This window comes from Streptomyces sp. NBC_00285, assembly GCF_036174265.1.
Lineage (GTDB): Bacteria > Actinomycetota > Actinomycetes > Streptomycetales > Streptomycetaceae > Streptomyces.
In genome coordinates this window covers 9,449,056-9,472,089 of record NZ_CP108055.1, presented here as the reverse complement: position 1 = coordinate 9,472,089, position 23,034 = coordinate 9,449,056, and the positions used below count along the sequence as shown (strand labels likewise).

The 23,034-nt window shown below is 71.0% G+C and carries 18 protein-coding genes; 8 read left to right on the top strand and 10 right to left on the bottom strand.

From position 1 onward, the window contains the following. Positions 1–456: 456 nt before the first annotated feature. Both OHT57_RS43405 and OHT57_RS43400 read right to left on the bottom strand, forming a co-directional pair. Positions 457–834 (bottom strand): toxin Doc, encoded by a 378-nt coding sequence (locus OHT57_RS43405; RefSeq protein WP_328752469.1) that lies wholly within the window; start codon positions 832–834, stop codon positions 457–459. A 3-nt stretch (positions 835–837) separates the two neighbouring features. Then, positions 838–1,083 carry a hypothetical protein gene (locus tag OHT57_RS43400; RefSeq protein WP_328752467.1) on the bottom strand — a complete coding sequence of 82 codons (246 nt, stop codon included), beginning with the start codon at positions 1,081–1,083 and terminating at the stop codon, positions 838–840. 270 nt (positions 1,084–1,353) lie between these two features. Between OHT57_RS43400 and sigJ the strand changes: the two genes are divergently transcribed. Together sigJ and qcrB are read left to right on the top strand one after the other, a co-directional pair. Further along, the gene (gene sigJ, locus OHT57_RS43395; RefSeq protein WP_328752466.1) at positions 1,354–2,265 is read left to right on the top strand and encodes an RNA polymerase sigma factor SigJ; all 912 of its coding nucleotides are present in this window, start codon (positions 1,354–1,356) and stop codon (positions 2,263–2,265) included. Continuing rightward, a complete protein-coding gene (qcrB, locus tag OHT57_RS43390) occupies positions 2,262–3,791 on the top strand; it encodes a cytochrome bc1 complex cytochrome b subunit (protein WP_328752465.1) in 1,530 nt (509 codons plus the stop codon). The genes sigJ and qcrB overlap by 4 nt, the downstream gene beginning before the upstream one ends. Here qcrB and OHT57_RS43385 read toward each other — a convergent pair. Both OHT57_RS43385 and OHT57_RS43380 read right to left on the bottom strand, forming a co-directional pair. Further along, positions 3,736–5,979 carry a glycoside hydrolase family 9 protein gene (locus OHT57_RS43385; RefSeq protein ID WP_328752464.1) on the bottom strand — a complete coding sequence of 748 codons (2,244 nt, stop codon included), beginning with the start codon at positions 5,977–5,979 and terminating at the stop codon, positions 3,736–3,738. The two genes, qcrB and OHT57_RS43385, sit on opposite strands and share 56 nt — an antisense overlap. Positions 5,980–6,127: 148 nt before the next feature. After that, a complete protein-coding gene (locus tag OHT57_RS43380) occupies positions 6,128–9,226 on the bottom strand; it encodes a glycoside hydrolase family 2 TIM barrel-domain containing protein (RefSeq protein WP_328752463.1) in 3,099 nt (1,032 codons plus the stop codon). Between the two features lie 268 nt (positions 9,227–9,494). On the opposite strand from OHT57_RS43380, the gene OHT57_RS43375 reads away from it, so the two are divergent. The 3 genes from OHT57_RS43375 (at position 9,495) to OHT57_RS43365 (ending at position 14,113) form a co-directional block, all read left to right on the top strand. Then, positions 9,495–11,876: a SpoIIE family protein phosphatase gene (locus OHT57_RS43375; RefSeq protein WP_328752462.1), complete on the top strand. Its 2,382-nt coding sequence runs from the start codon at positions 9,495–9,497 to the stop codon at positions 11,874–11,876. Between the two features lie 232 nt (positions 11,877–12,108). Continuing rightward, positions 12,109–12,768, top strand: coding sequence for a DUF4232 domain-containing protein (locus tag OHT57_RS43370; RefSeq protein WP_328752461.1), 660 nt, complete (start codon positions 12,109–12,111; stop codon positions 12,766–12,768). An 88-nt stretch (positions 12,769–12,856) separates the two neighbouring features. Beyond that, the gene (locus OHT57_RS43365) at positions 12,857–14,113 is read left to right on the top strand and encodes an arsenic transporter (protein WP_328753497.1); all 1,257 of its coding nucleotides are present in this window, start codon (positions 12,857–12,859) and stop codon (positions 14,111–14,113) included. A gap of 61 nt (positions 14,114–14,174) precedes the next feature. Here the strand turns inward: OHT57_RS43365 and OHT57_RS43360 are convergent, their stop codons facing one another. After that, positions 14,175–16,085, bottom strand: coding sequence for an RICIN domain-containing protein (locus tag OHT57_RS43360; RefSeq protein ID WP_328752460.1), 1,911 nt, complete (start codon positions 16,083–16,085; stop codon positions 14,175–14,177). 369 nt (positions 16,086–16,454) lie between these two features. Continuing rightward, positions 16,455–17,450: a helix-turn-helix domain-containing protein gene (locus tag OHT57_RS43355; protein ID WP_328752459.1), complete on the bottom strand. Its 996-nt coding sequence runs from the start codon at positions 17,448–17,450 to the stop codon at positions 16,455–16,457. Between the two features lie 63 nt (positions 17,451–17,513). On the opposite strand from OHT57_RS43355, the gene OHT57_RS43350 reads away from it, so the two are divergent. Next, positions 17,514–18,305 (top strand): phytanoyl-CoA dioxygenase family protein, encoded by a 792-nt coding sequence (locus OHT57_RS43350; protein ID WP_328752458.1) that lies wholly within the window; start codon positions 17,514–17,516, stop codon positions 18,303–18,305. Here OHT57_RS43350 and OHT57_RS43345 read toward each other — a convergent pair whose 3' ends face one another. Beyond that, positions 18,306–19,277 (bottom strand): aldo/keto reductase, encoded by a 972-nt coding sequence (locus OHT57_RS43345; protein ID WP_328752457.1) that lies wholly within the window; start codon positions 19,275–19,277, stop codon positions 18,306–18,308. A 52-nt stretch (positions 19,278–19,329) separates the two neighbouring features. Here OHT57_RS43345 and OHT57_RS43340 point away from each other — a divergent pair, with 52 nt between their 5' ends. Continuing rightward, a complete protein-coding gene (locus tag OHT57_RS43340) occupies positions 19,330–19,701 on the top strand; it encodes a hypothetical protein (protein ID WP_328752456.1) in 372 nt (123 codons plus the stop codon). A 111-nt stretch (positions 19,702–19,812) separates the two neighbouring features. Here the strand turns inward: OHT57_RS43340 and OHT57_RS43335 are convergent, their stop codons facing one another. From OHT57_RS43335 to OHT57_RS43325, 3 genes are all read right to left on the bottom strand, one after another. Continuing rightward, entirely contained in the window at positions 19,813–20,328 is a 516-nt protein-coding gene (locus tag OHT57_RS43335) for a flavoprotein (protein ID WP_328752455.1), read from the bottom strand. Positions 20,329–20,619: 291 nt separating this feature from the next. Next, positions 20,620–20,832, bottom strand: a complete 213-nt coding sequence (locus OHT57_RS43330; RefSeq protein WP_443053554.1) for a ferredoxin — start codon at positions 20,830–20,832, stop codon at positions 20,620–20,622. 12 nt (positions 20,833–20,844) lie between these two features. Next, positions 20,845–22,044, bottom strand: coding sequence for a cytochrome P450 (locus OHT57_RS43325; RefSeq protein ID WP_328752454.1), 1,200 nt, complete (start codon positions 22,042–22,044; stop codon positions 20,845–20,847). A gap of 318 nt (positions 22,045–22,362) precedes the next feature. Here OHT57_RS43325 and OHT57_RS43320 point away from each other — a divergent pair, with 318 nt between their 5' ends. Next, a complete protein-coding gene (locus OHT57_RS43320) occupies positions 22,363–22,989 on the top strand; it encodes a LysE family transporter (protein ID WP_328752453.1) in 627 nt (208 codons plus the stop codon). The last annotated feature ends 45 nt before the right edge of the window (positions 22,990–23,034 follow it).

Genomic DNA, 23,034 nt, shown 5'->3' with positions numbered 1-23,034 from the left:
CGCATCCCTTTCGGGCGGGCGTGGGAAGCACGAATTCACCGACGCCTGTCCATCCCGGTTCCCCACGGGACGAATGCGGCCCGGCCCCTGCCCCCCACACAGGTGGTTCACCATTGCACAAGTCACTCGTGACCAACAAGGCACCCGGGCAAGATCGCGGACACGGGAAAGTTGGCCGCAGGCCCTCACAACTGCGTCAGCCCGGACCGGCTTTCGACATTCCATGCGCCCCGTGTGAAACCCGCGCACGCGCCGGAGCGCCGCGCACGCTCCCTTCGCACGGCGACCGGTGGTCCACTGGAACCGGCCCTCCTCGAAGGCCGCGCGCGGCACGGCGGCTCTCCCGCGCGCAACCCCGGCCGCCGGCCCAGTTCCTCCCGCCCTCGGTCGGCGGCCCCGGGGGCGGGTTGGCCGACGTCCGGCCGGGGCGCCTCGCTCCTGACCCGCTCGACGGCCTCAGATCTGCCAGGCGCGCAGCCGGTCCGCCGCTGCGTACACGTCGGCCTTGCCGGAGATCAGGTCGCGGGCGAGATCGACGAGGGCGCCGTAGGGCGGGTCGATGCCGACGCCGCTGACGAACATGTAGGCCACGGCGGTGGCGCAGGCGAAGCGGGCGTTGGCCGACGGTAAGGGCTTGAGCAGCGCGAGAGTGTGCAGCAGGGCTGCGGCCCGCCAGGCCGGGTCGGAGTCGACGCCGAGCCGCGGCGGATCGACGCGGTGCCGGGCGACGGCGGCGACGAGGGCCGAGAAGTCGTTGATCGTGGGCTGGTCGGGCAGGACCTCTTCGTGCCGTTGGAGCAGCCACGGCACGTCGATGTGGACGACGGAAGCCATCGGTCAGCCGACCCGCCCCGCGCCCTTGGCCGCCGGTTCGTCCTCGGGGAAGGCGGCGGCGAACTCGTCGGCATGGGCGGCGAAGAACCGCCGAAAGGCCTCCGCGCCTTCCTGGAGGGCCCGGTGCCGGGCGATGTCGGCCGCGGCGGCTTCCCGTACGAGGGCCTTCATCGACGTACCGCGCTCCTTGGCGATCTGCCGCAGGTCCTCTAGCTCGCGATCGCTGAACTCCACGTTGAGAGCTGGCATGTCCTCACGGTACCGCGCGGGTACTCACCCGTAAATACTCCCAGTTCAAGCCATGTTTTCGGCGGTACCGCAAGCCCAGGAGCACGCTGCCCGCGTCCCTCCGGACGGGCCGCCGCCTGCGCGCGCTCGGCATCGCCTTCCACGGCGTGTCCTGGCTGCTGCCGACCGGGCCCCGATGAGGCGTGGGTCACATTCTGGCCGTCCGATGTCACATTCCGGTGCCCTGAAGGCCTCGCAGTGGTGAGCGCGCCATTGGGGAGGCCACACGAGATGCCCGAGATACCCGTTCCCGACGTCGAGGACGCGACCGGTGTCTTCGTCGAGCACCGAGAGCTGCTCTTCGGTGTCGTCTACAACATGCTGGGCGGTGTCGCCGACACCGAGGACGTGCTTCAGGACACCTGGCTGTCGTGGTCGCGCCGGGGCACCGGCGGGATCGACAACCCGCGTGCCTATCTGGTCCGGATCGCCGTCAATCACGCGCTCCAGCGGCGGGCGGTGGTCAACCGCCGCCGTGAGACCTACGTCGGCCCGTGGCTGCCCGAGCCGCTGGTCACCGACGAGGCGAGCGCCGACGGACCGGCACTGCGGACCGATTCCGTGTCGCTCGCGATGCTGGTGGTCCTGGAGTCCCTGTCCCCGCTGGAACGCGCGGTGTTCGTGCTGCACGAGGTGTTCGGGTACGCCCACACCGAGATCGCGGAGATCATCGACCGCGCCCCGGCCGCCGTACGGCAGTTGGCGCACCGGGCGCGGGCCCATGTGCAGGCTCGCCGGCCCCTGTACGAAGCGCATCCCCGGGTGCGCCGGGAAGCGACCGAACGGTTCGTGCAGGCGGCGGTCGGCGGGGACATCGCGGAGCTGATGGAGATCCTCGCGCCCGACGTCACGGTGTGGACGGACGGCGGCGGCATGCGCAAGCAGGCCCTGCGTCCGGTGCACGGCCGGGAGAAGGCGGCCCGGCTGCTCTCCGGGTACGCGAAGCGGGGCGGAGCGCAGGCCCTGGGCCTGGAGTTGCGCTACCGGTGCGTCAACGGTGACGACGCGGCCGTGCTGTTCGAGCAGGGCTCGCCGTACGCGGTGATCGTCCTGGACCTCACGCCGGAGGGCGACCGGGTCTCCAGCCTCTTCGTCGTCACCAATCCCGACAAGCTCACGCACGTCCGGAAGGAGGAGGCGTGAGCGCCGCACGGCGTCCGGCGCGGCCGGAGAGGGGCGAGCGTCTGGCGGGCTGGCTCGACGGGCGTCTCGGCACCCGCACGCTCGGCGCGAAGTACCTGCGCAAGGTCTTCCCGGACCACTGGTCCTTCCTGCTCGGCGAGATCTGCCTGTACAGCTTCGTCGTGCTGATCCTGACCGGGGTGTGGCTGACGCTGTTCTTCCATCCGTCGATGAACGAGATCACGTACCACGGCAGTTACACCCCGCTGAACGGCGTGCGCATGTCGCAGGCGTACGCCTCGACGCTGGACATCAGCTTCGACGTGCGCGGCGGACTGCTGATCCGGCAACTCCACCACTGGTCGGCGCTGGTCTTCGTGGCCGGGATGCTCACGCACATGATGCGGCACTTCTTCACGGGCTCGTTCCGCAAGCCGCGCGAGGTCAACTGGCTGTTCGGCTGGCTGCTGCTGTTCCTGGGCCTGTTCGAGGGCCTCTTCGGCTACTCGCTGCCGGACGACCTCCTGTCGGGCACGGGCATGAGGTTCGTCTACGGCGCCACCGTGTCGGTGCCGATCGTGGGGACGTATCTCGCGCTGTTCCTGTTCGGCGGCGAGTTCCCGGGCCATGACATCGTGGCCCGCTTCTACTCGCTGCACATCCTGGTGATCCCCGGCATCATGGCGGCCCTCGTGGTGGCCCATCTGATCCTGGTCGTGTACCACAAGCACACCCAGTTCGCGGGCCCCGGCCGGACCGAACGCAACGTGGTCGGGGCGCCGTTCTTCCCGGTGTACCTGGCGAAGGCGGGCGGCTTCTTCTTTCTGGTCTTCGGCACGCTCACGTTCATCGCCGCCGTGGCGTCCATCAACCCGGTCTGGTCGTACGGCCCTTACCGCGCCGACCAGGTCTCCACGGGCGCCCAGCCGGACTGGTACCTGGGGTTCGCGGAGGGGCTGGTGCGGGTGATGCCGGGCTGGGAGGTGACTCTGTGGGGCCACACACTGGCCCTCGGGGTCCTGATCCCGGTTCTGGTCTTCCCCCTCCTGCTGGTCTTCATCGGCGTCTACCCGTTCCTGGAGGCCCGGTTCACCAAGGACCGGCGGGAGCACCATCTGCTGGACCGTCCGCGCAACCGTCCGGTCCGTACGGCGATCGGCGCGTCCTGGATCAGCCTGTATCTGATCCTGCTCGCGGGCGGCGGCAACGACATCGTGGCGACCCGGCTCCATCTGTCGATCAACACGGTCACGTGGGCCGTCCGGATCGGGATGTTCGTCGTCCCGGCGGTTGTCTTCGTCGCCACGCGGCGCATTTGTCTGGGGCTGCAACTCCGCGACCGGGAGCTGGTGTTGCACGGTCGGGAGACCGGTGTGATCAAGCGGCTGCCGCACGGTGAGTACGTCGAGGTGCACCAGCCGCTCGATCGGGCCGAACTCCACCAGCTCACCGCGCACGAGCGGCCCGGTGAGCTGGTGGAGCACGCGGACGTCAGCCTTGATCCGCCACGAAGGACGCCATCCGGGTCAGGGCCGAGTTCCAGTTGATGGTGTGCTCGTTGGTCGACCAGGACTGGATGTCGTCGATGTAGCAGAACTGGCCTACGCAGCCCTGGAGTTTGCTCTGTGCGTAGGGGTCCTGGATACCCGAGTTCGGGCCGCCTGCGAGGGTGCCCCTCGGTGGGTTCGGCATGTTCGGGTCGAGCTGGTGGGCGTACCAACGGGCGTGCTGGTTGTGGGAGTTGACCTCGCCGTAGCCGGTGACGTAGGAGATGTTCAGCGCGTTGCGGCCGAAGATGTAGTCGATGCCCTGGAGGGCGCCGTCACGGTACTTCGAGCCGCCCGTGATGTCGTAGGCGGTGGCGATGACGATCCCGTTGTGCAGGATCTGGTGGTTGGAGCCCCAGTCGTAGAGGTTGCCCTCCGGGGCGTACGGCATGCCGTACGGGTGGGCGTTCAGCGTGGCCAGGTAGCGGTCGGCGCCCTTGACGACCGACTGCCGGACCTTGTCGCGGCCGGGCAGCTTGCTCGGCACGGTCGCCAGGTCCAGCCGGGCCGCGGCGGCGGTGCGGGCCCAGTCGTAGCCGACGGGGGTGAAGATGTCGGCGGTGTGGACGGGTGAGGCGAGCACGTGGTCCCGGAAGGCCTTCTCTCCTGTGGTCAGGTACAGCTCGGCCGCCGCCCAGTAGAACTCGTCGGTGACGTTGTTGTCGGCGTAGGTGCCGCCTCCGATGCCGTCGCTCTCCGAGGCGTACAGGTCGGGATGGGCGAGCGCCGCGGTCCAGGCCTTGCGGGCGGCCGCCAGCGCCTTCGCCGCGAACGCCTTGTCGTACGGCTTGTACAGGCGGGCGGCCTGCGCTGCCGTCGCCGCCAGGTTCAGGGTGGCCGCGGTGGACGCCGGGTGCAGTTCACGCTTCTGAGGGTCGTCGCTCGGCAGCAGGGGCAGGCCGGTCCACTGCTCGTCATGGACCTTGTGATGGGCCATACCGGCCAGCGGCTGCCCGTCCGGGACCTGCATCTTCAGCAGGAACTCCAGCTCCCAGCGGGCCTCGTCGAGGATGTCGGGCACCTTGTTGCCGCTCTCCGGGATGGCGAGGGTGCCGTCGCCCAGCTTCGCGGGCTGCCCGGTGCGGGCCAGCAGCTCGCGCTCGTACGTGCTCAGCACCTCCCAGGTGGAGATGCCACCGTTCACCACGTACTTGCCGTGGTCGCCGGCGTCGTACCAGCCCCCGGTGACGTCGAGGGTGTAGTCGCACACGCCCGGCTGGCAGGGCACGTTCTTGTCGCCCTGGTTGGGGGCCGCGTTCACGTGCCCGGCGGCGCGGCCGTAGCCCGGGCGCAGATCCTCGCGGATCGCGATGCCGCTGCGCTGCGTGTAGTAGTACTTCGCGGCGTCGAGACGGAGTTGCTCGTAGGCGCTCGTGCCGATGTCGAAGGGCCGGCTGGTCTGGCCGTCCGCGACCAGGGTGAGGCCCGCGCCGCGCTTCTTGTAGGCGCCGAAGTCGATGGAGTGGACGTTCTGCCCGGACGAGACGTCGACGCCCCGCGGCACGGTCCAGCCGTGGGCGACGACGCCGCCGGACGCGCTCTTCAGCTGCCAGGGCAGTTTCGTGACGGCGTCGGTGACCAGGGTGGCATTCTTCGGTCCGGCGGGCAGATAGGCGACCTGGTTGACGCGCACGCGCGGTCCGGTGTCGGGCACGTACACCTCCGGCGGGACCCCGCCCAGCAGGGACACGTCGTCCATGCAGAAGCGGTACGGGTCGGCGCTGCCGCCGAGCTGGAAGCCGACCTGGCCCTGGGTGGTGTCGACGGGCGAGGTGAACGTGTAGGAGTAGTAGTTCCCCGACACGCTCAGTTGCGGGCTCACCTCGAAGTAGGTGTCGTAGGGCGCCACTTGCAGCCCGACGATGGCCCGCAGGACGTGCCCCTCGGGCGACCCGTTCGCGGTGAAGGAGAACTTGTACGACTCCCCCTTCACCAGGGCGACGTCGTTCTGGCCGACGGCGGCGTCCCAGCGGTTGGCGGTGCCGCCGGGCACGTTCGCGCAGAGCTGCCCGTCGGACAGGCCGGCGGTGACGTTGCTGCTCGTCCACCAGGGCTCGGTGACGGTGTCGAAGGTGCCGTTCTTCAGCTGTTCGACCTCGTCGGCCACGGCCGGGGACGCCGGGGAGGCCACAAGTGCCGCTCCCAGCAGGGCCGTCAGGCACAGCAAGGTGGTTCTGCGTCGTTTCACGTCTGGGCTCCTCCGGTGAGGTGCGGGTGACGCTCGCGATGGGAGCGCTCCCAGATGCGGACCGAGGCCATGGTTGTTGCAGTCATGACATTCCGTCAACGGTCCGGACAGGACATATTCCCGGCCGGACCGTTGTCCGGGGCCGCTCTCAGACGGCCGGTATCCCCAACTTGCTGATGCGCACGGCACCCTTGGGCCCGCCCGGTGCGGCGCTGGTCATGGTCAGCCGGAGGCGGGAGCCCTGAACGGCGGCGAAGGTGATGACCGTCGGTTCGTCGGAGGCGGTGGCCCAGGCGACCGACGCACCCTCGACCGGCACATACCGTTCGCCGTCCCACACCTCGGCCTCGACGGAAGCGGGCAGGCTGTGGGACGCGCTCAGAGTGAAGGAGACCTCGGCCCGGTCGAGGGTCCTGGTACGTCCGAGGTCCACGGAGACCCAGTCCGAGGCCCTCGCGCCGCTGAAGGCGGGCAGCAGGGCGGTCGCGGCCTTGCTGAAGGCGTTGGACCAGCCGGTGGCGGGGTCGCCGTCGATCATCGCGGCGGGCAGGGTGTCCGGCCGGCCGGAGTAACCGGCGTCCGCGTGAGGGTAGTTCGCAGGCGCCTCAGGGTCGGGGGTGAAGGCCGTCGGCTCGGTCACGGCGGCCGACCGGGAGGGGGTGGTGCGCACCTTCGCGGTGCCCGTCCGCAGACCCTCGGCGCTCGCCCTGACTCTCAGGACGCCCGGCTCGGATCCGGAGCGCACGATCGCGAGGGCCTTGCCGTGGAAGGCGGTGCGGGTGCTCGCCTGGTAGCGCTCGGCGCTCTCCTCACGGCCGTTGTCGAGCCCGGCGAGGGAACCGCCCGTGACCTCGAAGGAGATCAGATGCCCGGCGTCGGGCACCACCACGCCCCGGGCATCGACGACGTCCGCGGTCACGAAGACCAGCGAACGGCCGTCGGCGGCGAGCGAGGCACGGTCGGCGGTGAGCCGTACGGCGTGGGCGGCGCCGGTGGTGCGCAGCACGTCGGTGGCGACGACCTTCCCCTTCCTGCGGGCCACGGCCTTCAACTCGCCGGGCACGTAAGGGACTTTCCAGGTCAGGTGAAGCTTGCCCGCGCTGCCGTTCGGGCTGGTGTAACTGCCGGGGTAGGGGCCGTCGGTGAAGGTCTTGTCGTCGCCGGTCGCCTCCGTGGTCTCCAGGTACTCCCGGCCGTCGGTGGTCTTCTTCGTGTCGAAGCTCCGAGTGCCGAGCGACTTTCCGTTGAGGAACAGCTCGACGGTGGGGACGTTGGCGTACGCCCAGACCTCGACCGTGTCCCCCGCCTCGTGGTTCCAGGTCATCGGCACCAGATGGACCATCGGCTCCCCGGCCCACTGACTGCGGAAGAGGTGGTACATGTCCTTCGGGAATCCGGCGGTGTCGACCGCGCCGAAGAAGGACGCCTTCACCGGGAACACGTCGTACGGCGTGGGCTCCCCGATGTAGTCGATCCCGGACCACAGGAACTGCCCGGCGAACCACTTGCGGTCCCGGTCCTTCTTGTGCCCGTACTCGCCGCTCATGGTCCAGGAGGCGAGGTTGTTGTCGTAGGACGAGGTCTCGCGTCTGCCGGGGGTGTGGTTCTCGCCGGTGTTGAGGTGCCCGGGCTCCTGGTAGGCACCGCGCGTCGAGGTCTCCGAGGAGGACTCCGACTCGAAGAGGAACAGGTGCGGGTAGGCGGCGTGCAGTTGGTCCACCGACTTGGCGGTGTTGTAGTTCAGCCCGAGACCGTCCAGCTTGGCCAGCATCAGGTCGGCCGCCGAGCCCTTGGCGGGCGGACGGCGGTACTTGTCGGAGCCGATGATCAGCGGGCGGGTGTCGTCGACGGCCCTGATCGCGGCGATGATCCGGTCGGCCATGGCGAGTCCCGCGGTGGACGTGGAGTCGGGGATCTCGTTGCCGATCGACCACAGGAGAACCGCGGGCGAGTTGCGGGCCGCGAGGACCATCTCGGTGGCGTCCCGCTCGCACCACTCGTCGAAGAACCGGCCGTAGTCGTAGCGGGTCTTGGGGGTCCTCCAGCAGTCGAAGGCCTCCACCAGCATCACGATGCCCAGTTCCTCGCAGACCCGGATCATCTCCGGGGAGGACGGGTTGTGGGAGGTGCGGAAGGCGTTGACGCCCATCGACTTCATGATGGTCATCTGCCGGCGGATCGCGTCGATGCTGACGGCCGCGCCGAGCGCGCCCAGGTCGTGGTGGAGATCGACGCCCCTGAGCTTGTGGTGGGTGCCGTTGAGGTGGAAGCCCTCGTCGGGATCGAAGCGGAAGGTGCGGAAGCCGAAGGGGGTGCGATGGGTGTCGGTGGTGCTGCCGGCGACCCGCAGTTCGGTGTGCACGGCGTAGCGGTGGTGCGGGGTGTCGAGGTCCCACAACCGCGGCGCGGGGACCGTCAGTTCGTGGGTGGCGGTCGCCTTGCCGGTGACGGCGACCGTGGAGGAGGCGCGGGCGACCGTACGGCCGTCGGGGGCGACGATGCGTGAGAGGACCTCGACGTCCGCGGCGGCGCCCGAAGCATTCACCACCGAGGTGCTCACCTGGACCACGCCCCGCTTCCCGGTGATCTCCGGGGTGGTGACGCGGGTGCCCCAGCGCTCCACGTGCACCGGTTCGGTGACGACCAGCCGGGCCTCCCGGTAGATGCCGCTGCCCGAGTACCAGCGGCTGCTGGGGAGCCGGTTCTGCACCTTCACCGCGATCACGTTCGCGGTGGTGCCGTCGGTGTGCAGCAGGCCGGTGAGATCGAAGGCGAAGCCGGTGTAGCCGTAGGGGTGGCGGCCCACCTCGGTGCCGTTGCAGTAGACGTACGAGTCCATGTGGACGCCGTCAAACTCCACCGAGATCCGCTTGCCGGCGAGGGCCGGCGGCAGGGTGAGGGCGAGGCGGTACCAGCCCAGGCCGCCGGGGAAGAACCCGGTGCCGCTGGTGGTGCCGTTCCCGGTGGTCGGGGCCAGCTCGATGCTCCAGTCGTGCGGCACCGCGACCTCGCGCCACCCCGAGTCGTCGTATCCGGGAGCGGCGGCGTTCTCGTACTCTCCCGTCGGGTCGGTGATGCCGCCCGGATCGACCAGCGCGAAGCGCCAGCCGTCGCGCAGCGCTACCGTGCGGCGGCCGGGCGCGCTCCCGGCGGACTCGGCGGCCCGGGCCACCGGTGCGGCCGGGAGGACGCCCGCGGCCGGTGCGGCGGTGGAAGCGAGCAAAACCGATCTGCGAGTGACCGACATGGCGGCTCTCCCTCATCAGGGCCCAGAAGTACTCACAACTGATCGTGAACAAACACAATCTGATGGTGAGCCACACAAAGCCGTCAAGGGTTCGGTGAGCTGCTTCTGCCCCACGCGCCACCTCGGCCGGATTTCACCCTTGACGGCGGCCCGGCGACGAGCTGGGCCCCCGCCGGGGTTCACCGTTCGTGCGCGAGCACGACGCACTAGGCTTGGCACCCAAGTGGCGTGATTGTTCACTGAGAGTGCGCGCAATGGAGTGGCGACGATGACCCTCGTGTACCCGTTCGACGACGCCGCGACGGCACGGGCCGTCGTCGGTGAGGACGGCACGCTGGTCGCGTGGAATGCCGGCGCGCAGCGACTGCTGGGCTGGTCGCCCGCCGAAGTCGTGGGCAGACCCGTGGCGAACCTCCTGGTCAACGGGGGCGAAGCGGTGCCCGACGGGCCCATGGACGGCCGCTGGGACGGCGACCTCACGCTCTGCCACCGGGACGGCACCGCCGTGTCGGTGTGGCTGCTCGCCCACCATCAGGACTCGTCCGACGGCGGCCCCGGGCACTGGCTCGTGGTCACCCCGCTCGACCCCGGCGGCCCCCGCTCCCCCGACGACCCGCTGGGCACGGCCGTACTGACCCAGTCGCCCTGTGCCGTCGCCGTGTACGACGACCAACTGCGGCTGCGCCGGGTCAACGACGCCATGGCCGACGTGATCGGGCTGCCCGAGAAGCGCATCCAGGGCCTCAGACTGTCCGAGATCGGCGGCAAGCAGCAGAGCGAGGAGCTGGAGGAGCACCTGCTCCACGTGCTCAGCACCGGCCGGCCCAAGGACGTGCAGACGTACATGCGGACCGGCGGCGAGGACAGCGCACACGCCTGGCTGGCCAGGATGGCGCCGATCACCGACCCCGCGGGCCGGGTGCGGGGCGTCTGCCTGGCAGCCCACGACTTCACCGACAACTTCCTGGCCCGTGAACGCCTCCAGCTGCTCAACGAGGCGAGCGTGCGCATCGGCACCACCCTGGACGTGACCCGCACGGCCCAGGAGCTGGCGGACGTGTGCAGTCCGGCGCTCGCCGATTTCGTCAGCGTCGACCTGCTGGACCCGCAGGAGCACGGCGAGGCCCCGGCAGCCCTGTCCGCGCCGGTCGAGCTGCGCCGCGCCGCCCACCAGTCGGTGGATCCCGGCAATCCGATGGCGGTGGTGAAGCCGGGACACTCGGAGCTGTATCCCGCCACCTCACCACAGGCCGACTCCCTGACGGCCGGCCACACGATCGTCGCCACGGTGGCCTCCGGACGCCTGGACCAGTGGCTCAACTGGAACAAGACCCGCGGCGAGCGGGTCAAAGAGTTCGGCGTCCACTCCACGATGTCCGTGCCGATCCAGGCCCGCGGCCACACCCTCGGGGTCGCGGTCCTCACCCGGTACCGGCGCCCCGATCCCTTCACCCCGGACGACGTGCTGCTGGCCGAGGAGATCACGGCGCGGGCCGCGGTCTGCATCGACAACGCCCGCCGGTTCTCCCGCGAGCGCGAGACGGCCCTCGCCCTCCAGCGCAGCCTGCTGCCCCGCTCCCTGCCCCGCACGGCCGCCGTGGACGCCGCCTCCCGGTATCTTCCGGCCGCGCGCGCGGGGGTGGGCGGCGACTGGTTCGACGTGATCCCGCTGTCCGGGATGCGGGTCGCGATGGTGGTCGGGGACGTCGTCGGACGCGGCATCCAGGCCTCGGCGACGATGGGCCGGCTGCGTACCGCCGTCCGCACCCTCGCCGACATCGACCTGGCCCCGGACGAACTGCTCACCCACCTCGACGACCTCGTCGTACGGCTGTCCGTGGAGGCCGGCAACGAGGGCAGCCCGGGCGAGGTCGGAGCCACCTGTCTCTACGCGGTCTACGACCCGGTGTCCCGGCGCTGCACACTCGCCCGGGCCGGGCATCCGGCGCCGGTGATGCTGACGCCGGGCGGAGCGCCCCGCGAGGTGGACCTGCCCGCGGGGCCGCCGCTGGGCCTGGGCGGCCTGCCGTTCGAGTCCGCCGAGCTGAGTCTGCCCGAGGGCACCGTGCTGTCCCTGTTCACGGACGGGCTGATCGAGTCCCGGGAGCGGGACGCCGACGCCAGTCGTGGGCTGCTGTGCGACGCCCTGGCCGTCCCCTCCGGATCCCTGGAGGAGAGCTGCGACCGGGTGCTGCACGCGCTGCTCCCGTCCGGCGGCTCCTCCGACGACGTCGCCCTGCTGCTGGCCCGCACCCTGGGCCTGCCCGCGTCTCAGGTGGCGACCTGGGACATCCCGGCCGACCCGGCCCTGGTGGGGCCCGTCCGCAAGCAGGTCGTGGGGCAGCTGGGCCGCTGGGACCTGAGCGAGGCGTCGTTCACGGCCGAGCTGGTGGTGAGCGAGCTGGTGACGAACGCGATCCGGTACGGCGCCCACCCCATCCGGCTGCGACTCATCCACGACGCCGCCACGCTGATCTGCGAGGTCTCCGACACCAGCCACACCGCCCCGCACCTTCGGCGCGCCAAGACCTGGGACGAGGGCGGCCGGGGACTGCTCCTCGTCGCGCAGCTCACCCAGCGCTGGGGCAGTCGGCACACGCCCGACGGCAAGACGATCTGGGCGGAGATCGGACTCCTGGACGAGGAGTGAGAGCGCCGGTCCGCGTCGGTGGGTGCCTCCGCCGGGCGGCCAGGGGCGACGACCACACGTGGCGCCGAGCCGATCCGGTGCGGGGGCGGCGGCTTCGGACTCGTCCCGGAACCCGTCCCGTCCCCGGTCGAGTGAACTTTTCCGGCTCGCGCCGCATCGGACCCCTGTGACGGGGCACGACGCACAAGGCGCCGTACGCGCGCGTACGTGAAATCTCCGGGAGTGTGGAGACATGACGAACAGGTCCCTGGGTGCCCGGCGGGCGGCCCTGCTCGCGAGCTCGGCCGCCGTGCTCGGTCTGCTGGCAGGCTGCGGCAGCGGCGACAGCACGGCGAGCGCCCCGCGCACGGAGCCCGGCACGACAGTGTCCACGAACAGCACCACACCGTCCGACTCCGGCACGGAAGGTGACACCGGTGCGCCGAGCGGCGTCCCGACCGACGCGGTGAGCAACTCCCTCACCCCGTCCCCGGCCTCCCGCTGCCACACCTCCGAGCTCGGCGCCTCCGTCGGCCGCAACGACCCGGGGGCCGGACAGGAGAACTTCCCGGTCGTGCTGACGAACACATCGAGCCGCACCTGCACGCTTCACGGCTACCCGGGCACCGCCTTCGTCGATGCCGCCGGCAAGCAGCTGGGCCCGGACCCCAAGCGTTCCTCGGCCGGTCCGCAGACGGTGACCCTGGCGCCGGGCCAGAGCGCCTGGGCCGGACTGTCCTTCGCGAACCCCGAGGTCAGCGGGGCGGGCACCGCCACCCCTGTCGCGCTCCTGGTGACCCCGCCGGACGAGGAGGACCCGCTGAAGGTGGTCTGGAAGGCCGGGGAGGTTCCCGTGTCCGGTACCGAGGCGTCGGTGCGGTTGATCCCCTTCAGCCCCGGCACCGGGGCTTGAGCGGCCCGGATCGGGGTATTGGCGGGTTTCTTACCCCCGCCTGGTTTCATGACCCGGCACTGTCTGCTCGCGCCTCGAAGGATCTGCCCTGAACACCCCGCTCGCCGAAACCCTGTCCGTCGCACTGCTCGTCGCCGTACTCGCGTGGGCGGTCATGCGCCCTTTCGGCTGGCCGGAGGCGGCGCTCGCCGTGCCGGCGGCGGGACTGACGGTCGTGACCGGAGCGATCTCCCCGGAACACGCCTGGGCGGAGGTCCACCAACTGGGCCCGGTGGTGGGGTTCCTGGCCGCCGTGCTGGTGCTCGCCCACTTCTGTGACGTGGAGGGCCTGTTCCAGGCCTGCGGGGCCTGGCTGGCCCGGCGGGCGGCGGGGTCCCCGACCCGGCTGCTGACCGGTGTGTTCGTGCTGGCGTCGGCGATCACGGCGGTGCTCAGCCTGGACGCCACCGTGGTACTGCTGACGCCGGTGGTGCTGGCCACCGCCTTCCGGATGGGAGCCCGCGCCAAACCGCACGTCTACGCGTGCGCGCACCTGTCGAACACGGCCTCACTGCTGCTGCCGGTGTCGAACCTCACCAACCTGCTGGCCCTGGAGGCGAGCGGGCTGAGCTTCACCCGGTTCGCGCTGCTCATGGTGCTGCCCTGGCTGGCTGCGATCGCCGTCGAGTACGTGGTCTTCCGGCGCTTCTTCGAGGCCGACCTGGCCGTCGTCGACCACTCCCCCGAGTCGGCCGACGAACCCGCGCTGCCGCTGTTCGCCCTGATCACCGTCGGCTGCACGCTGGCCGGTTTCGTGGTGGCGTCGGCCTTCGGCATCGACCCCGCCTGGGTCGCGTGCGCGGGGGCGCTGGTGCTGGCGGGCCGAGCCCTGGTCCGGAAGAAGGCCACCCCGGTCTCGGTGGTGCGGGCGGCGGCACCGGCCTTTCTGGCGTTCGTGCTCGCCCTCGGCGTCGTGGTGCGTGCGGTCGTCGACAACGGGCTGGCGGACGCACTGCGCCATGCTCTGCCCGACGGGACGGGACTTCTCGCGCTGCTCGGGATCGCCGCGCTGGCCGCCGTCCTGGCGAACCTGATCAACAATCTGCCCGCGGTCCTGGTGCTGCTGCCGCTCACCGCCACGGCCGGCCCCGGCGCGGTCCTCGCCGTGCTGCTCGGGGTGAACATCGGCCCGAACCTGACCTACGCGGGGTCCCTGGCCACGCTGCTGTGGCGGCGCATCCTGCACCGGCACGACCATGAGGTCGGGCTCGGGGAGTTCAGCCGGCTCGGTCTGCTGACCGTGCCGGCCGCGCTGGCCGCCGCCGTTGTGGCGCTGTGGGCTTCACTCCAGCTCGTCGGAGCGTGAAGGCCGGGCGTGAAGGCCGGGCGTGACGCCACGTCGGCGAACGTCGGGGCGTGCGGCCGGATCAGCGATTGCCGCCGTAGGGACCCCCGTAGCCGTAACCGCCGCCGTAGGGGCCCCCATAGCCGTAACCGCCGCCGTACGGGTTGCCGCCCCCGTTGCAGTAGTACGGGTTGGGGTAGCAGGGGGCGTTCGTGGTGGCGCTGCTCGTCGGGGTCGGCGTGGCCTGCGGGGTGGACGGCGTGGCGGACGCCTTCGGGGTCGCCGTGGACGTGCTCGATGGTGCGGGAGCGGACTTCGGCGTGGGCGTGGAACTGCTTTCCGCGTCCCAGTTGACCGCCTGCATCTGGACGTCGGTCTTCGAGGTGTCGAACACCCAGCGCTGCGCCGAGCCCTCGTCACGGGTCTTCAGGACCAGCGCGCCGGACCCGTCGGTGGCGGCGGGCGTCAGGGCGAGGTCCTGGTCCCAGCGCGGCACGAGGGTGCCCTGGAGGGTGAAGTCGTAGCGGACGCTCTTGGCGTCGGGCGTGGTGGCGCCCGTGCAGGTCGCGAGCCGCACCGAGAAGCCGAGGTGGGAGTCGAGGCACAGGTCGGGGTCGGCGGCGCTGCGCAGCAGTCCGTCGGTCTCGTACGTCCACTGCTGGTCCGGGGAGGCCGAGCACTGCGCGAGCTCGGCCTCGGCGCCCTGGGTGAGCTTGTGTCCGCCGACACCGACGCACAGCCCGGAGTCGACGTTGTGCAGACGACCGCTCAGGTCGCCCTTGCGTGCCTCGCCGGCCCCGGCCCAGGACGGGTCGCTGCTCGCGGAGGCCGTGTCGGTGCCCGGTATCTCGGAGGGCCCCGCGTCGGCCGACGTGTCGCCGTCGGACGGGCCGAACGAGGACCACATCACCAGCGGCAGGACGATGAGCCCGCTCACCGTCAGGACGGCTGCGGTGAGGTTGCGCCGGGAGGTGCGCCGGGCGGCCTTGTGGGCCGAGCGGCGGGAGGCGGAGCGGGCCCGGGAGCGGGGCCCGGGAACGGCGAGGCCGGAAGCGGTGGCCCCCTCGGCCGGGGCGCCGGACCACAGCGGAATACCGAAGGCCTCCCCCACGAACGGCCTGGCCATGGCGTGGTCTTCGGCCTCGTCCGGCGCGCCCCCCTCGGCGGCGCTCATCCGTGCGTCCACGTAGGCGGCGGCGCCCCAGCCGAGTACGGCCTCGGCGAGGGCCAGGCCGAGCCGGCCATTGAACTGGTGCAGCTGGTCCGCGGTGTGCATGCAGTGCCTGCACCGCTCCAGGTGCTCGCGCAGATCGGGGTCGAGGTCGACCCCGCCGCGCCGATAGGTCACGTCGAGCAGCCGCAGGTAGTGCCGGCACTCCTGCTCGGGGGCGAGTTCGCGGTGGACCTGGAGGCACTCCTCGCGAAGCCGTTCGCGGGCCCGCCGGAGTTCCACTCCGGCGTCCTCCTCGTCCAGGCCCAGGAGCGCGGCGGGGACGCCGAGGGGTTCCGCCTCGACCTCGGTGTGCCACAGCAGGCAGCGGGCGGACTGCTGCACCCGCTGGAAGGCGCCGGACAGCAGACGCCGCTCGGTGGGCGGCAGCAGGCGGGCAGCGGCGCGTTCACCGCCCGCCTCGGTTCTCAGCGCGGGGTGGAGCATCTCCCGTCGGCCGTCGGAGTCCCACTCGGCTGCGATCCGGCGGACGGTGACGAGCAGATGAGGACGCCACGCGGCCGTCGGCCCGGTCTGCCGCAGGGACTCCCCGAAAAGACGGGTGAAGGCGGCGGTGGTCAGCATGCCAGCGGGGCGGGGGCCGTCGGTGCACAGCCGCGCGTACGCGAAGGCGGCTTCCCAGTGACGGTCGAGGAGTTCGCCGACGGGTTGCAGGGCGGGTGTCGTTCCGCTCCACTTCTTGAGCTCGGCGCTCAGCTGCTCGTCCGTGACGTCGTAGGGGCGAGCCGGAGACGGAGAATTCCACAGACCTGCGTCATTCACGGCGGCATTTCCTCCCGAGGCATGCTGCATTGCTTTAAGTCCATACCAATGGGTACGTCCGCCTGCGCCAGCTCTTTTGAAGCGTGTAGGGCGTCCGGAGGGGGGTCGAGAGCGCACAGGGGGAATATGCATTGTCCGTGCGCCGACAAGGCACACCTTTGCACAGGTCAGGGACGCCTAACAAGAGATCCCACGGTTTTCTGCATTGGACTGACCGGGCATGGATTTGACGATTCGTCAAGCCGAGCACCTCGACGATTGCCGCGTTCTCGATTCCCTAATTGGAAACAGGATTCAGTTAACTCCGCGAAGAGATCCAGAGAACCATTGAACCTCCACTACACAGCGCATCCGGCCGGACCCATGACGTCACGCCCCAACCATTGAACCGGCGGTCCGGTAGACGCCGGGCGGCCTCCCGTAGCGGGCGCGGAAGACTCTGTTGAAGTGGAAGGGGCTGGCGAAGCCGGAAGCCGCGGCGACGCGTTCCGCCGAAAGGTCGGTGCTTTCCAGCAGCCGGGCCGCGTGATGCAGACGCGCCTCGCGCAGCACCCGCATCGGCGAGCGGCCCAGTTGCTGGGTGAAGAGGTGGGCGAACCGGGACGGCGACAGCGAGACTTCGGCGGCGAGCGAGGCGACGGTGTGCGCGGCGCCGGGGTCGGCCGCGATCAGCTCCTGGGCACGCTGCACCCGGGGATCCATCCCGGCGGCGGTCCGCGTCCGGCGCGCGGCACCCGCGGTGAGCAGGACGACCTCCTCCAGCGCGCACAGGGCGAGTTCACGGGCGGTGGCACCGTGGGCGACGGCCACCGCGACGCGGTCGTCGGCCGGGGTGCTTGCGGACGGGGCGGTCGCAGGCGGGACGGTCATGGGCGGGATGCCGGTGCCGGTCCAGCGGGCGTCGGCGAGCATACGCAGGAAGGCCGCCTCGATCCTCGCGTACGGCCCAAATGCCCGGGTGTCCGCAGCTCCTCCCCTGTCTTCGCCGGAGGGGTCGCGAGGGACGACGTACATGCCGTCGGCGCGGGCGTGCGGTCGCAGCCAGGTACTCCAGGACGGCCTGGCCGGGCAGTGTGCCCACCAGAACTCCCAGTGGTCGGCACCCTGTTCGACGCCGTAGCGGTGCGGGACGCCGGGGGCGAGCACCACCAGGTCCCCGGCACCCGCCCCGGTCTCGGCCCGGCCCTGACGCAGGGCGCCGCGGCCGCTCACCGTCCAGGTGAACAGCCAGCTCTCGGCGCCGTGCGGCCGCTGGACGGCGTAGCCCGGGAGTTCGTCGTAGCGGCCGACGACCACGAGGCCCGGTGGTGGATCGGGGGTGCCGGTGGCGGCAGTGACGGGCAATCCGTCGGCGGTCACGGGCATCCTCCTCGGACGGCGGGCGGCCTAGCGTGACGAGTGGACCACATCCCGGCGAAGGGCGGACACATGACAGTGACGGGCATCGAGACAGGGGTGCGGCAGTTCGAGGAGAACGGCTTCACGGTCGTCCGGGGGCTCTTCACCCACGACGAGATCGATCAGCTGTGCGGCGAGTTCGCGGCACTGCATGCGGGCGGGCCGGTGCCGGGGCACTTCGAGCCGAGCGAGTCCGCGGACCCGCTGCGCAGGTATCCGCGCGTGATGCAGCCGCACGAGATCAACGGCCTCGCACTGCAGGTCCTGCTGGACGCCCGGCTGCGGGAGGTGCTGGAGACGCTGCTCGGGGAGGAGGTGCTGGCCGCGCAGAGCATGTTCTACTTCAAGCCGCCGGGGGCCCGGGGGCAGGCGTTGCACCAGGACAACTTCTATCTGCGGGTCGAGCCGGGGACGTGCGTCGCGGCCTGGGTGGCCTGCGATGTGATCGACCGGGACAACGGGGGGCTGGAGGTCGTACCGGGTACGCACCGGATGGACCTGTTCTGCCCCGAGACGGCGGACTCCGAGCTGTCCTTCGCACGCGAGTACGTGGCACCGCCTCCCGGGCTCGCCGCGGTTCCCGTCGACATGGAGCCGGGAGACGTCCTGTTCTTCAACGGCAGCCTGGTGCACGGATCGCAGCCGAACCGTACGGCCGACAGGTTCCGTCGCTCGTTCATCGGGCACTACGTGGGGGCTTCCACCGAGCGGATCGGGCACTTCTACCGGACGTTGTCGATGCGAGGTGCCCGGGTGCCGTTGCCGGAGAGCGAGGGGTCGGGCCCGTGCGGCACGGAGTTCGCACCGCAGGGCCCGCACTAGTCAGCTGTGACCGACGATCGGACGGGCCGTGTAAGGCCCTTCCAGCTCCTTGATCTCCTTGTCGCTGAGCTCCAACTCCACGGCGGCCACGGCGTCCTCGATGTGGTGCGGCCTGCCCGCTCCCACGATCGGGGCCGCCACCGTGGGCCGCGACAGGATCCACGCCAGGGCCACCTGGGCGCGCGGGACGCCCCGGTCGTCGGCGATGCGGGTGACGGCCTCGACGATGGAGCGGTCGCCCTCCTTGTACAGACGGCTGCCGAAGTCGTCGGAGGAGCTGCGGTCGGTGACCGTGCCCCAGTCACGGGTCAGCCGGCCGCGGGCCAGCGGGCTCCACGGCAGGGCACCCACGCCCTGGTCGGCACAGAGCGGCAGCATCTCGCGCTCCTCCTCGCGATAGAGGAGGTTGTAGTGGTTCTGCATCGAGACGAACTTGGTCCAGCCGTGCCGCTCGGCCGTGTACTGCATCTTGGAGAACTGCCAGGCGTACATCGAACTCGCTCCGATGTAGCGCACCTTGCCCGCCTTCACCAGGTCGTGCAGCGCCTCCATCGTCTCCTCGACCGGGGTGTGGGGGTCGAAGCGGTGGATCTGGTACAGGTCGACGTAGTCGGTGCCGAGGCGCCTCAGGCTGTGGTCGATCTCCGTCATGATCGCCTTGCGGGACAGCCCGGCGGCGTTCTGCCCCGACCGCATCCGCCCGTGCACCTTGGTCGCGAGGACGATCTCGTCGCGGTTCGCGAAGTCCGCGAGGGCCTTGCCGACGATCTCCTCGCTGGTGCCGTCGGAGTAGACGTTCGCGGTGTCGAAGAAGGTGACGCCGGTCTCCAGTGCCTGCCGGATCAGTGGCCGCGACGCCTCCTCGTCGAGGGTCCACTCGTGCACGCCGCGGTCCGGCAGGCCGTAGGACATACAGCCCAGACAGATCCGAGAGACGTCCAGGCCCGTCGAACCGAGCTTCACGTACTGCATCGTTGCTGCTCCTGCCTCAAGAGGGGTCCGAGAAGGGAGCGTACGACTTCGCGTGCGCCCGGTGTCCCTGTACGGCTCCTCGGCCCCGGGGGATCCCGCGGTCCGGCACGCGGCGGCACCCCCGGCCGGTGACGGGCGAACCCCGGGCCCTGCCCGAGTCGCCGGGAACGCCCGCTGCGTCGATCCACTGACCGGCCGCTGCACCACGACGACGGGACGGCCGTACGACCTCGCCTGCGCGCTCACCCGACTCCGGCGCCGGCCGCCTTCCACGGTCGTGGTGCGGGTCGTACAACAGAGCATCGGCCCGACGGCCGTCTCCGAGCCGGGCCGCTGCGCCGGACAGTTCCCGAAGGGCGTTGATGTGATCCTCAAGGGACGGACCGAGGAACGGCAGCGGATCGGCGGCCTGGGCAACGGGTAACGGGTAACAGGGGTCACTCACTGCGAGAGGCGCGGCTCCCGGCGATCCGCAGGCCCTTCGCTCACGCTTCCAGGGGCTTCCCCCGGCTTCCTGCCGGGGGGAGCCGTCCGCTCACTCCACCAGGTCCAGCGCCCGCTCCCAGCCGAAATCCTCGCCTTCCGTGCCCTGGTAGGGGTATCCGAACCGCACACCCATCCCCCGCAGCCGGATCAGGCTGTCCTGGTAGGCGGGGTGGCCGGCGAGGTCGTCGGCGACACAGGTGAGGACGCCGACGGGGACGCCCCGGCCGGACACCTCGCACAGGGTGCCCACGGCGAGAGTGTCGGCGATGCCGGCGGCCCACTTGTTGATCGTGTTGAAGGTGGCCGGGGCGACCACGACCGCGTCGGGCTCCGGGAAGGGGCGCGGCTCACCCGGGCGGCGCCAGGACGAACGGATCGGGTAGCCGGTCTGCGCCTCGACGGCAGCCGTGTCGAAGAAACCGTTCATGGCGGTCGGCGTCGCGATGACGCCGACGTGCCACTCCCGCTCCTGCGCGGCGGTGATCAGCTTGCCCACGTCCGCGGCAATGCCCGCGGCGCAGACGACGACGTACAAGAAGGGCGGTATCTCGTCCTGTTCGCTCACGCCGGAACCCTACTGAAGAAGCGGGAACGGCAGCCGACGGGCGCCGTACAGGAGCCTGGCCGGTCCGGAGGCGCGTGGGACAGAGAACCTGCGGGCCGGCCGACGACGTTGGTCTCCCGGATCTGCCCGGGCATCCTGCGCTCGCGCGCGACACGACGGGATGAGCCGTACCGCCACGGGCCGCCGGCGCGCGCGGGTGTGCTGAGCCGGCCCTTGGCCGGACAACCAGCCGACACGGCGTGCCTCCCGCGCCTAAGGCCGGCCGACCTGATCGCGCACCGCGCCCGCCGGTCAGTCGGCCGTCTCGGACACCGTGATCGCCGTCACCGGGCAGGCCCGGGCCGCCTCGCGGGCCATCGGGTCGCCGGTGCCGTTCTCCCGGCCGGGCAGCAGGGTGCTGAATCCGTCGTCGTCCTGGGTGAAGACGCCCGGGGCGGCCAGGGCGCACTGGCCCGCCCCGATGCAGGCGTCCTTGTCGATGGCGATGTGGATGTCGGTCTGCATGGGCGGAGCCTCTTACCAGGTCACGGGGAGTTCCAGCATCCCCTGGATCGTGTCGCCGGGCTTGAAGGGGATCTCGGCGGCGGGTGCGGCGAGGCGGAGGGTGGGCAGCCGGTCGAAGAGGGTGCGCAGGGCGATCTCCAGTTCGGCGCGGGCGAGGTTCTGGCCGAGGCACTGATGGATTCCGAACCCGAACGCGATGTGGTGCCGGGCGGGCCGGTGCCAGTCGAGGGTGTCCGGATCGGCGTAGACGTCCTCGTCCCGGTTGACGACGGAGGTCGAGAAGACGACTCCCTCACCCGCCCTGATCGTCGTCCCGGCCACCTCGATGTCCTCCACGGCCGTCCGAAGGAGTCCGTCCGCGATCGACAGTATCCGCATGAGCTCTTCGACCGCGTCCGGGATCAGAGCGGGGTCGGTCCTCAACTCGGCCAGCCGGTCCGGGTGTTGGAGGAGCGTGTAGGTGCCGAGGGAGATCATGTTGGCGGTCGTCTCGTGTCCGGCGACGAGCAGGATGACCGCCAGCGCGATCACTTCCTCGCGGGTCAGTTCGCCGTCCCGCAGCTGCCGGTGGACGAGTTCGTCGAGCACGCCGTCGCCCGGCTCGGACTGCTTCTGTTTGTGGTCGATCAACTTCTCGAAGTACGACTCCAGTTGGTCCCGGGCGTCCATGACGTCGGCGCCCTCGGGGCCGCGCAGCAGCCGCCTGGACTGTCCTTCGAAGAAGTCGTGGTCGGCGTAGGGCACGCCGAGCAGGGCGCAGATCACGGTCGAGGGGACGGGCAGCGCGAAGGCGTTCACCAGCTCGGCGGGCGGGCCCTGGGCGATCATCGCGTCGATGCGTTCGTCGACGATCCGCTGGATGTGCGGACGGAGTCCGGTGGCCCGGCGGAGTGTGAAACTGGGGACCATCATGCGGCGCTGGACACGGTGTTCCGGGTCGTCGACGCCCAGCAGTGCGGTCTTCCGGTTCCTGACCGCCGCGAAGCGTGCCGTGGGCGCCGGGAAGCCGTCGCGGGTGCGGTCGGTGGACAGCCGGGCGTCGGCGAGCAGGGCGCGGGCGGTGTCGTGACCGCTGACCAACCAGGCCGGACGGCCGTCGAAGAGCGTGATCCGGGACAGCGGGCGGGCGGCCCGCAGGGAGTCGTAGGCCGTGGGCGGGTGGTAGGGGCAGGTCCGGTCCTGGGGGAAGGCGACGGGTTCCGTTTCCGTCATGGAAGACCTCACAGACGAAGGGTGCGCCGTACAGATCTCCATTAGATGCCCAGAGCATCTATAGGGCGACGGCAAGTTCGGCCAGATCGGTGGCGGGGGCGATCTGGCCGGAGATCGTCGCCCCGGGACGACGAAACAGACGGCGGCCTTCGTGACGGGGCGGCCGTACCTGGAATTCCGGTTGCCCTGGGTTGTCGGTCGCCCCCATTATCTGGCCATGACGACCGAAGCTTTCCTGCCGCCGACCGCCACCGCCGCTCTTCCGGTGCGGGTCCAGCAGCAGCCCGGCCGACCGCGGAGGCCTACGCTTCCGCGCTCGTGACCGCCGCGCTCGTCGCGGGGCTGCTCGCGGGGTACGGCATCGCCGTTCCCGTCGGCGCGGTCGCGACCTACCTTGTCTCCCTCACCGCCCGGACCTCCCTGCGCACCGGTGCCTGCGCCGCGCTCGGAGTGGCGACCGCGGACGGCCTGTACGCCCTGGTGGCCACGATCGGCGGCTCCGCCGTCGCCGCACTGCTGCGGCCGGTCCTCGGGCCACTGCGCTGGGCGGCCGCCCTGGTCCTGGTGACGCTCGCGGCCCGCGGCGCGGTCACGGCCGTACGGCAGTACCGCCTCCACCGGCTCACCACCCGGTCCGCTCCGCCTCCCCCGAGCCCCGCCCGGGCGTATCTGGGTCTGCTCGGCATCACGCTCCTCAACCCCACCACCGTGATCTACTTCGCGGCCCTGGTCCTCGGTACCCGTGCCGAGGAGGCCGTACGGCCCCTGGAACAGGGCGTGTTCGTCCTCGCGGCGTTCGCCGCGTCCGCGAGCTGGCAACTCCTGCTCGCCGGGGGTGGCGCTCTGCTGGGGCGGGCGCTCACGGGTCACCGGGGGCGCCTGGTGACGGCGCTCGTGTCGAGTGCCGTGATCACGGCACTCGCCGTTCGGATGGTTCTGCCGTGACGTGGCCGGGTCCGGGGGAACCCTGTGGGTATGAAACTCGCGCCG

Bases quoted from the DNA above. Each gene is read 5' to 3' on its own strand.
- OHT57_RS43325 (WP_328752454.1), bottom strand. From the start codon at position 22,044: ATGACGGAAACGGAACCCGTCGCCTTCCCCCAGGACCGGACCTGCCCC.
- OHT57_RS43380 (WP_328752463.1), bottom strand. From the start codon at position 9,226: ATGTCGGTCACTCGCAGATCGGTTTTGCTCGCTTCCACCGCCGCACCG.
- OHT57_RS43400 (WP_328752467.1), bottom strand. From the start codon at position 1,083: ATGCCAGCTCTCAACGTGGAGTTCAGCGATCGCGAGCTAGAGGACCTG.
- OHT57_RS43370 (WP_328752461.1), top strand. From the start codon at position 12,109: ATGACGAACAGGTCCCTGGGTGCCCGGCGGGCGGCCCTGCTCGCGAGC.
- sigJ (WP_328752466.1), top strand. From the start codon at position 1,354: ATGCCCGAGATACCCGTTCCCGACGTCGAGGACGCGACCGGTGTCTTC.
- OHT57_RS43375 (WP_328752462.1), top strand. From the start codon at position 9,495: ATGACCCTCGTGTACCCGTTCGACGACGCCGCGACGGCACGGGCCGTC.
- OHT57_RS43355 (WP_328752459.1), bottom strand. From the start codon at position 17,450: ATGCCCGTGACCGCCGACGGATTGCCCGTCACTGCCGCCACCGGCACC.
- OHT57_RS43350 (WP_328752458.1), top strand. From the start codon at position 17,514: ATGACAGTGACGGGCATCGAGACAGGGGTGCGGCAGTTCGAGGAGAAC.
- OHT57_RS43405 (WP_328752469.1), bottom strand. From the start codon at position 834: ATGGCTTCCGTCGTCCACATCGACGTGCCGTGGCTGCTCCAACGGCAC.
- OHT57_RS43345 (WP_328752457.1), bottom strand. From the start codon at position 19,277: ATGCAGTACGTGAAGCTCGGTTCGACGGGCCTGGACGTCTCTCGGATC.
- OHT57_RS43330 (WP_443053554.1), bottom strand. From the start codon at position 20,832: ATGCAGACCGACATCCACATCGCCATCGACAAGGACGCCTGCATCGGG.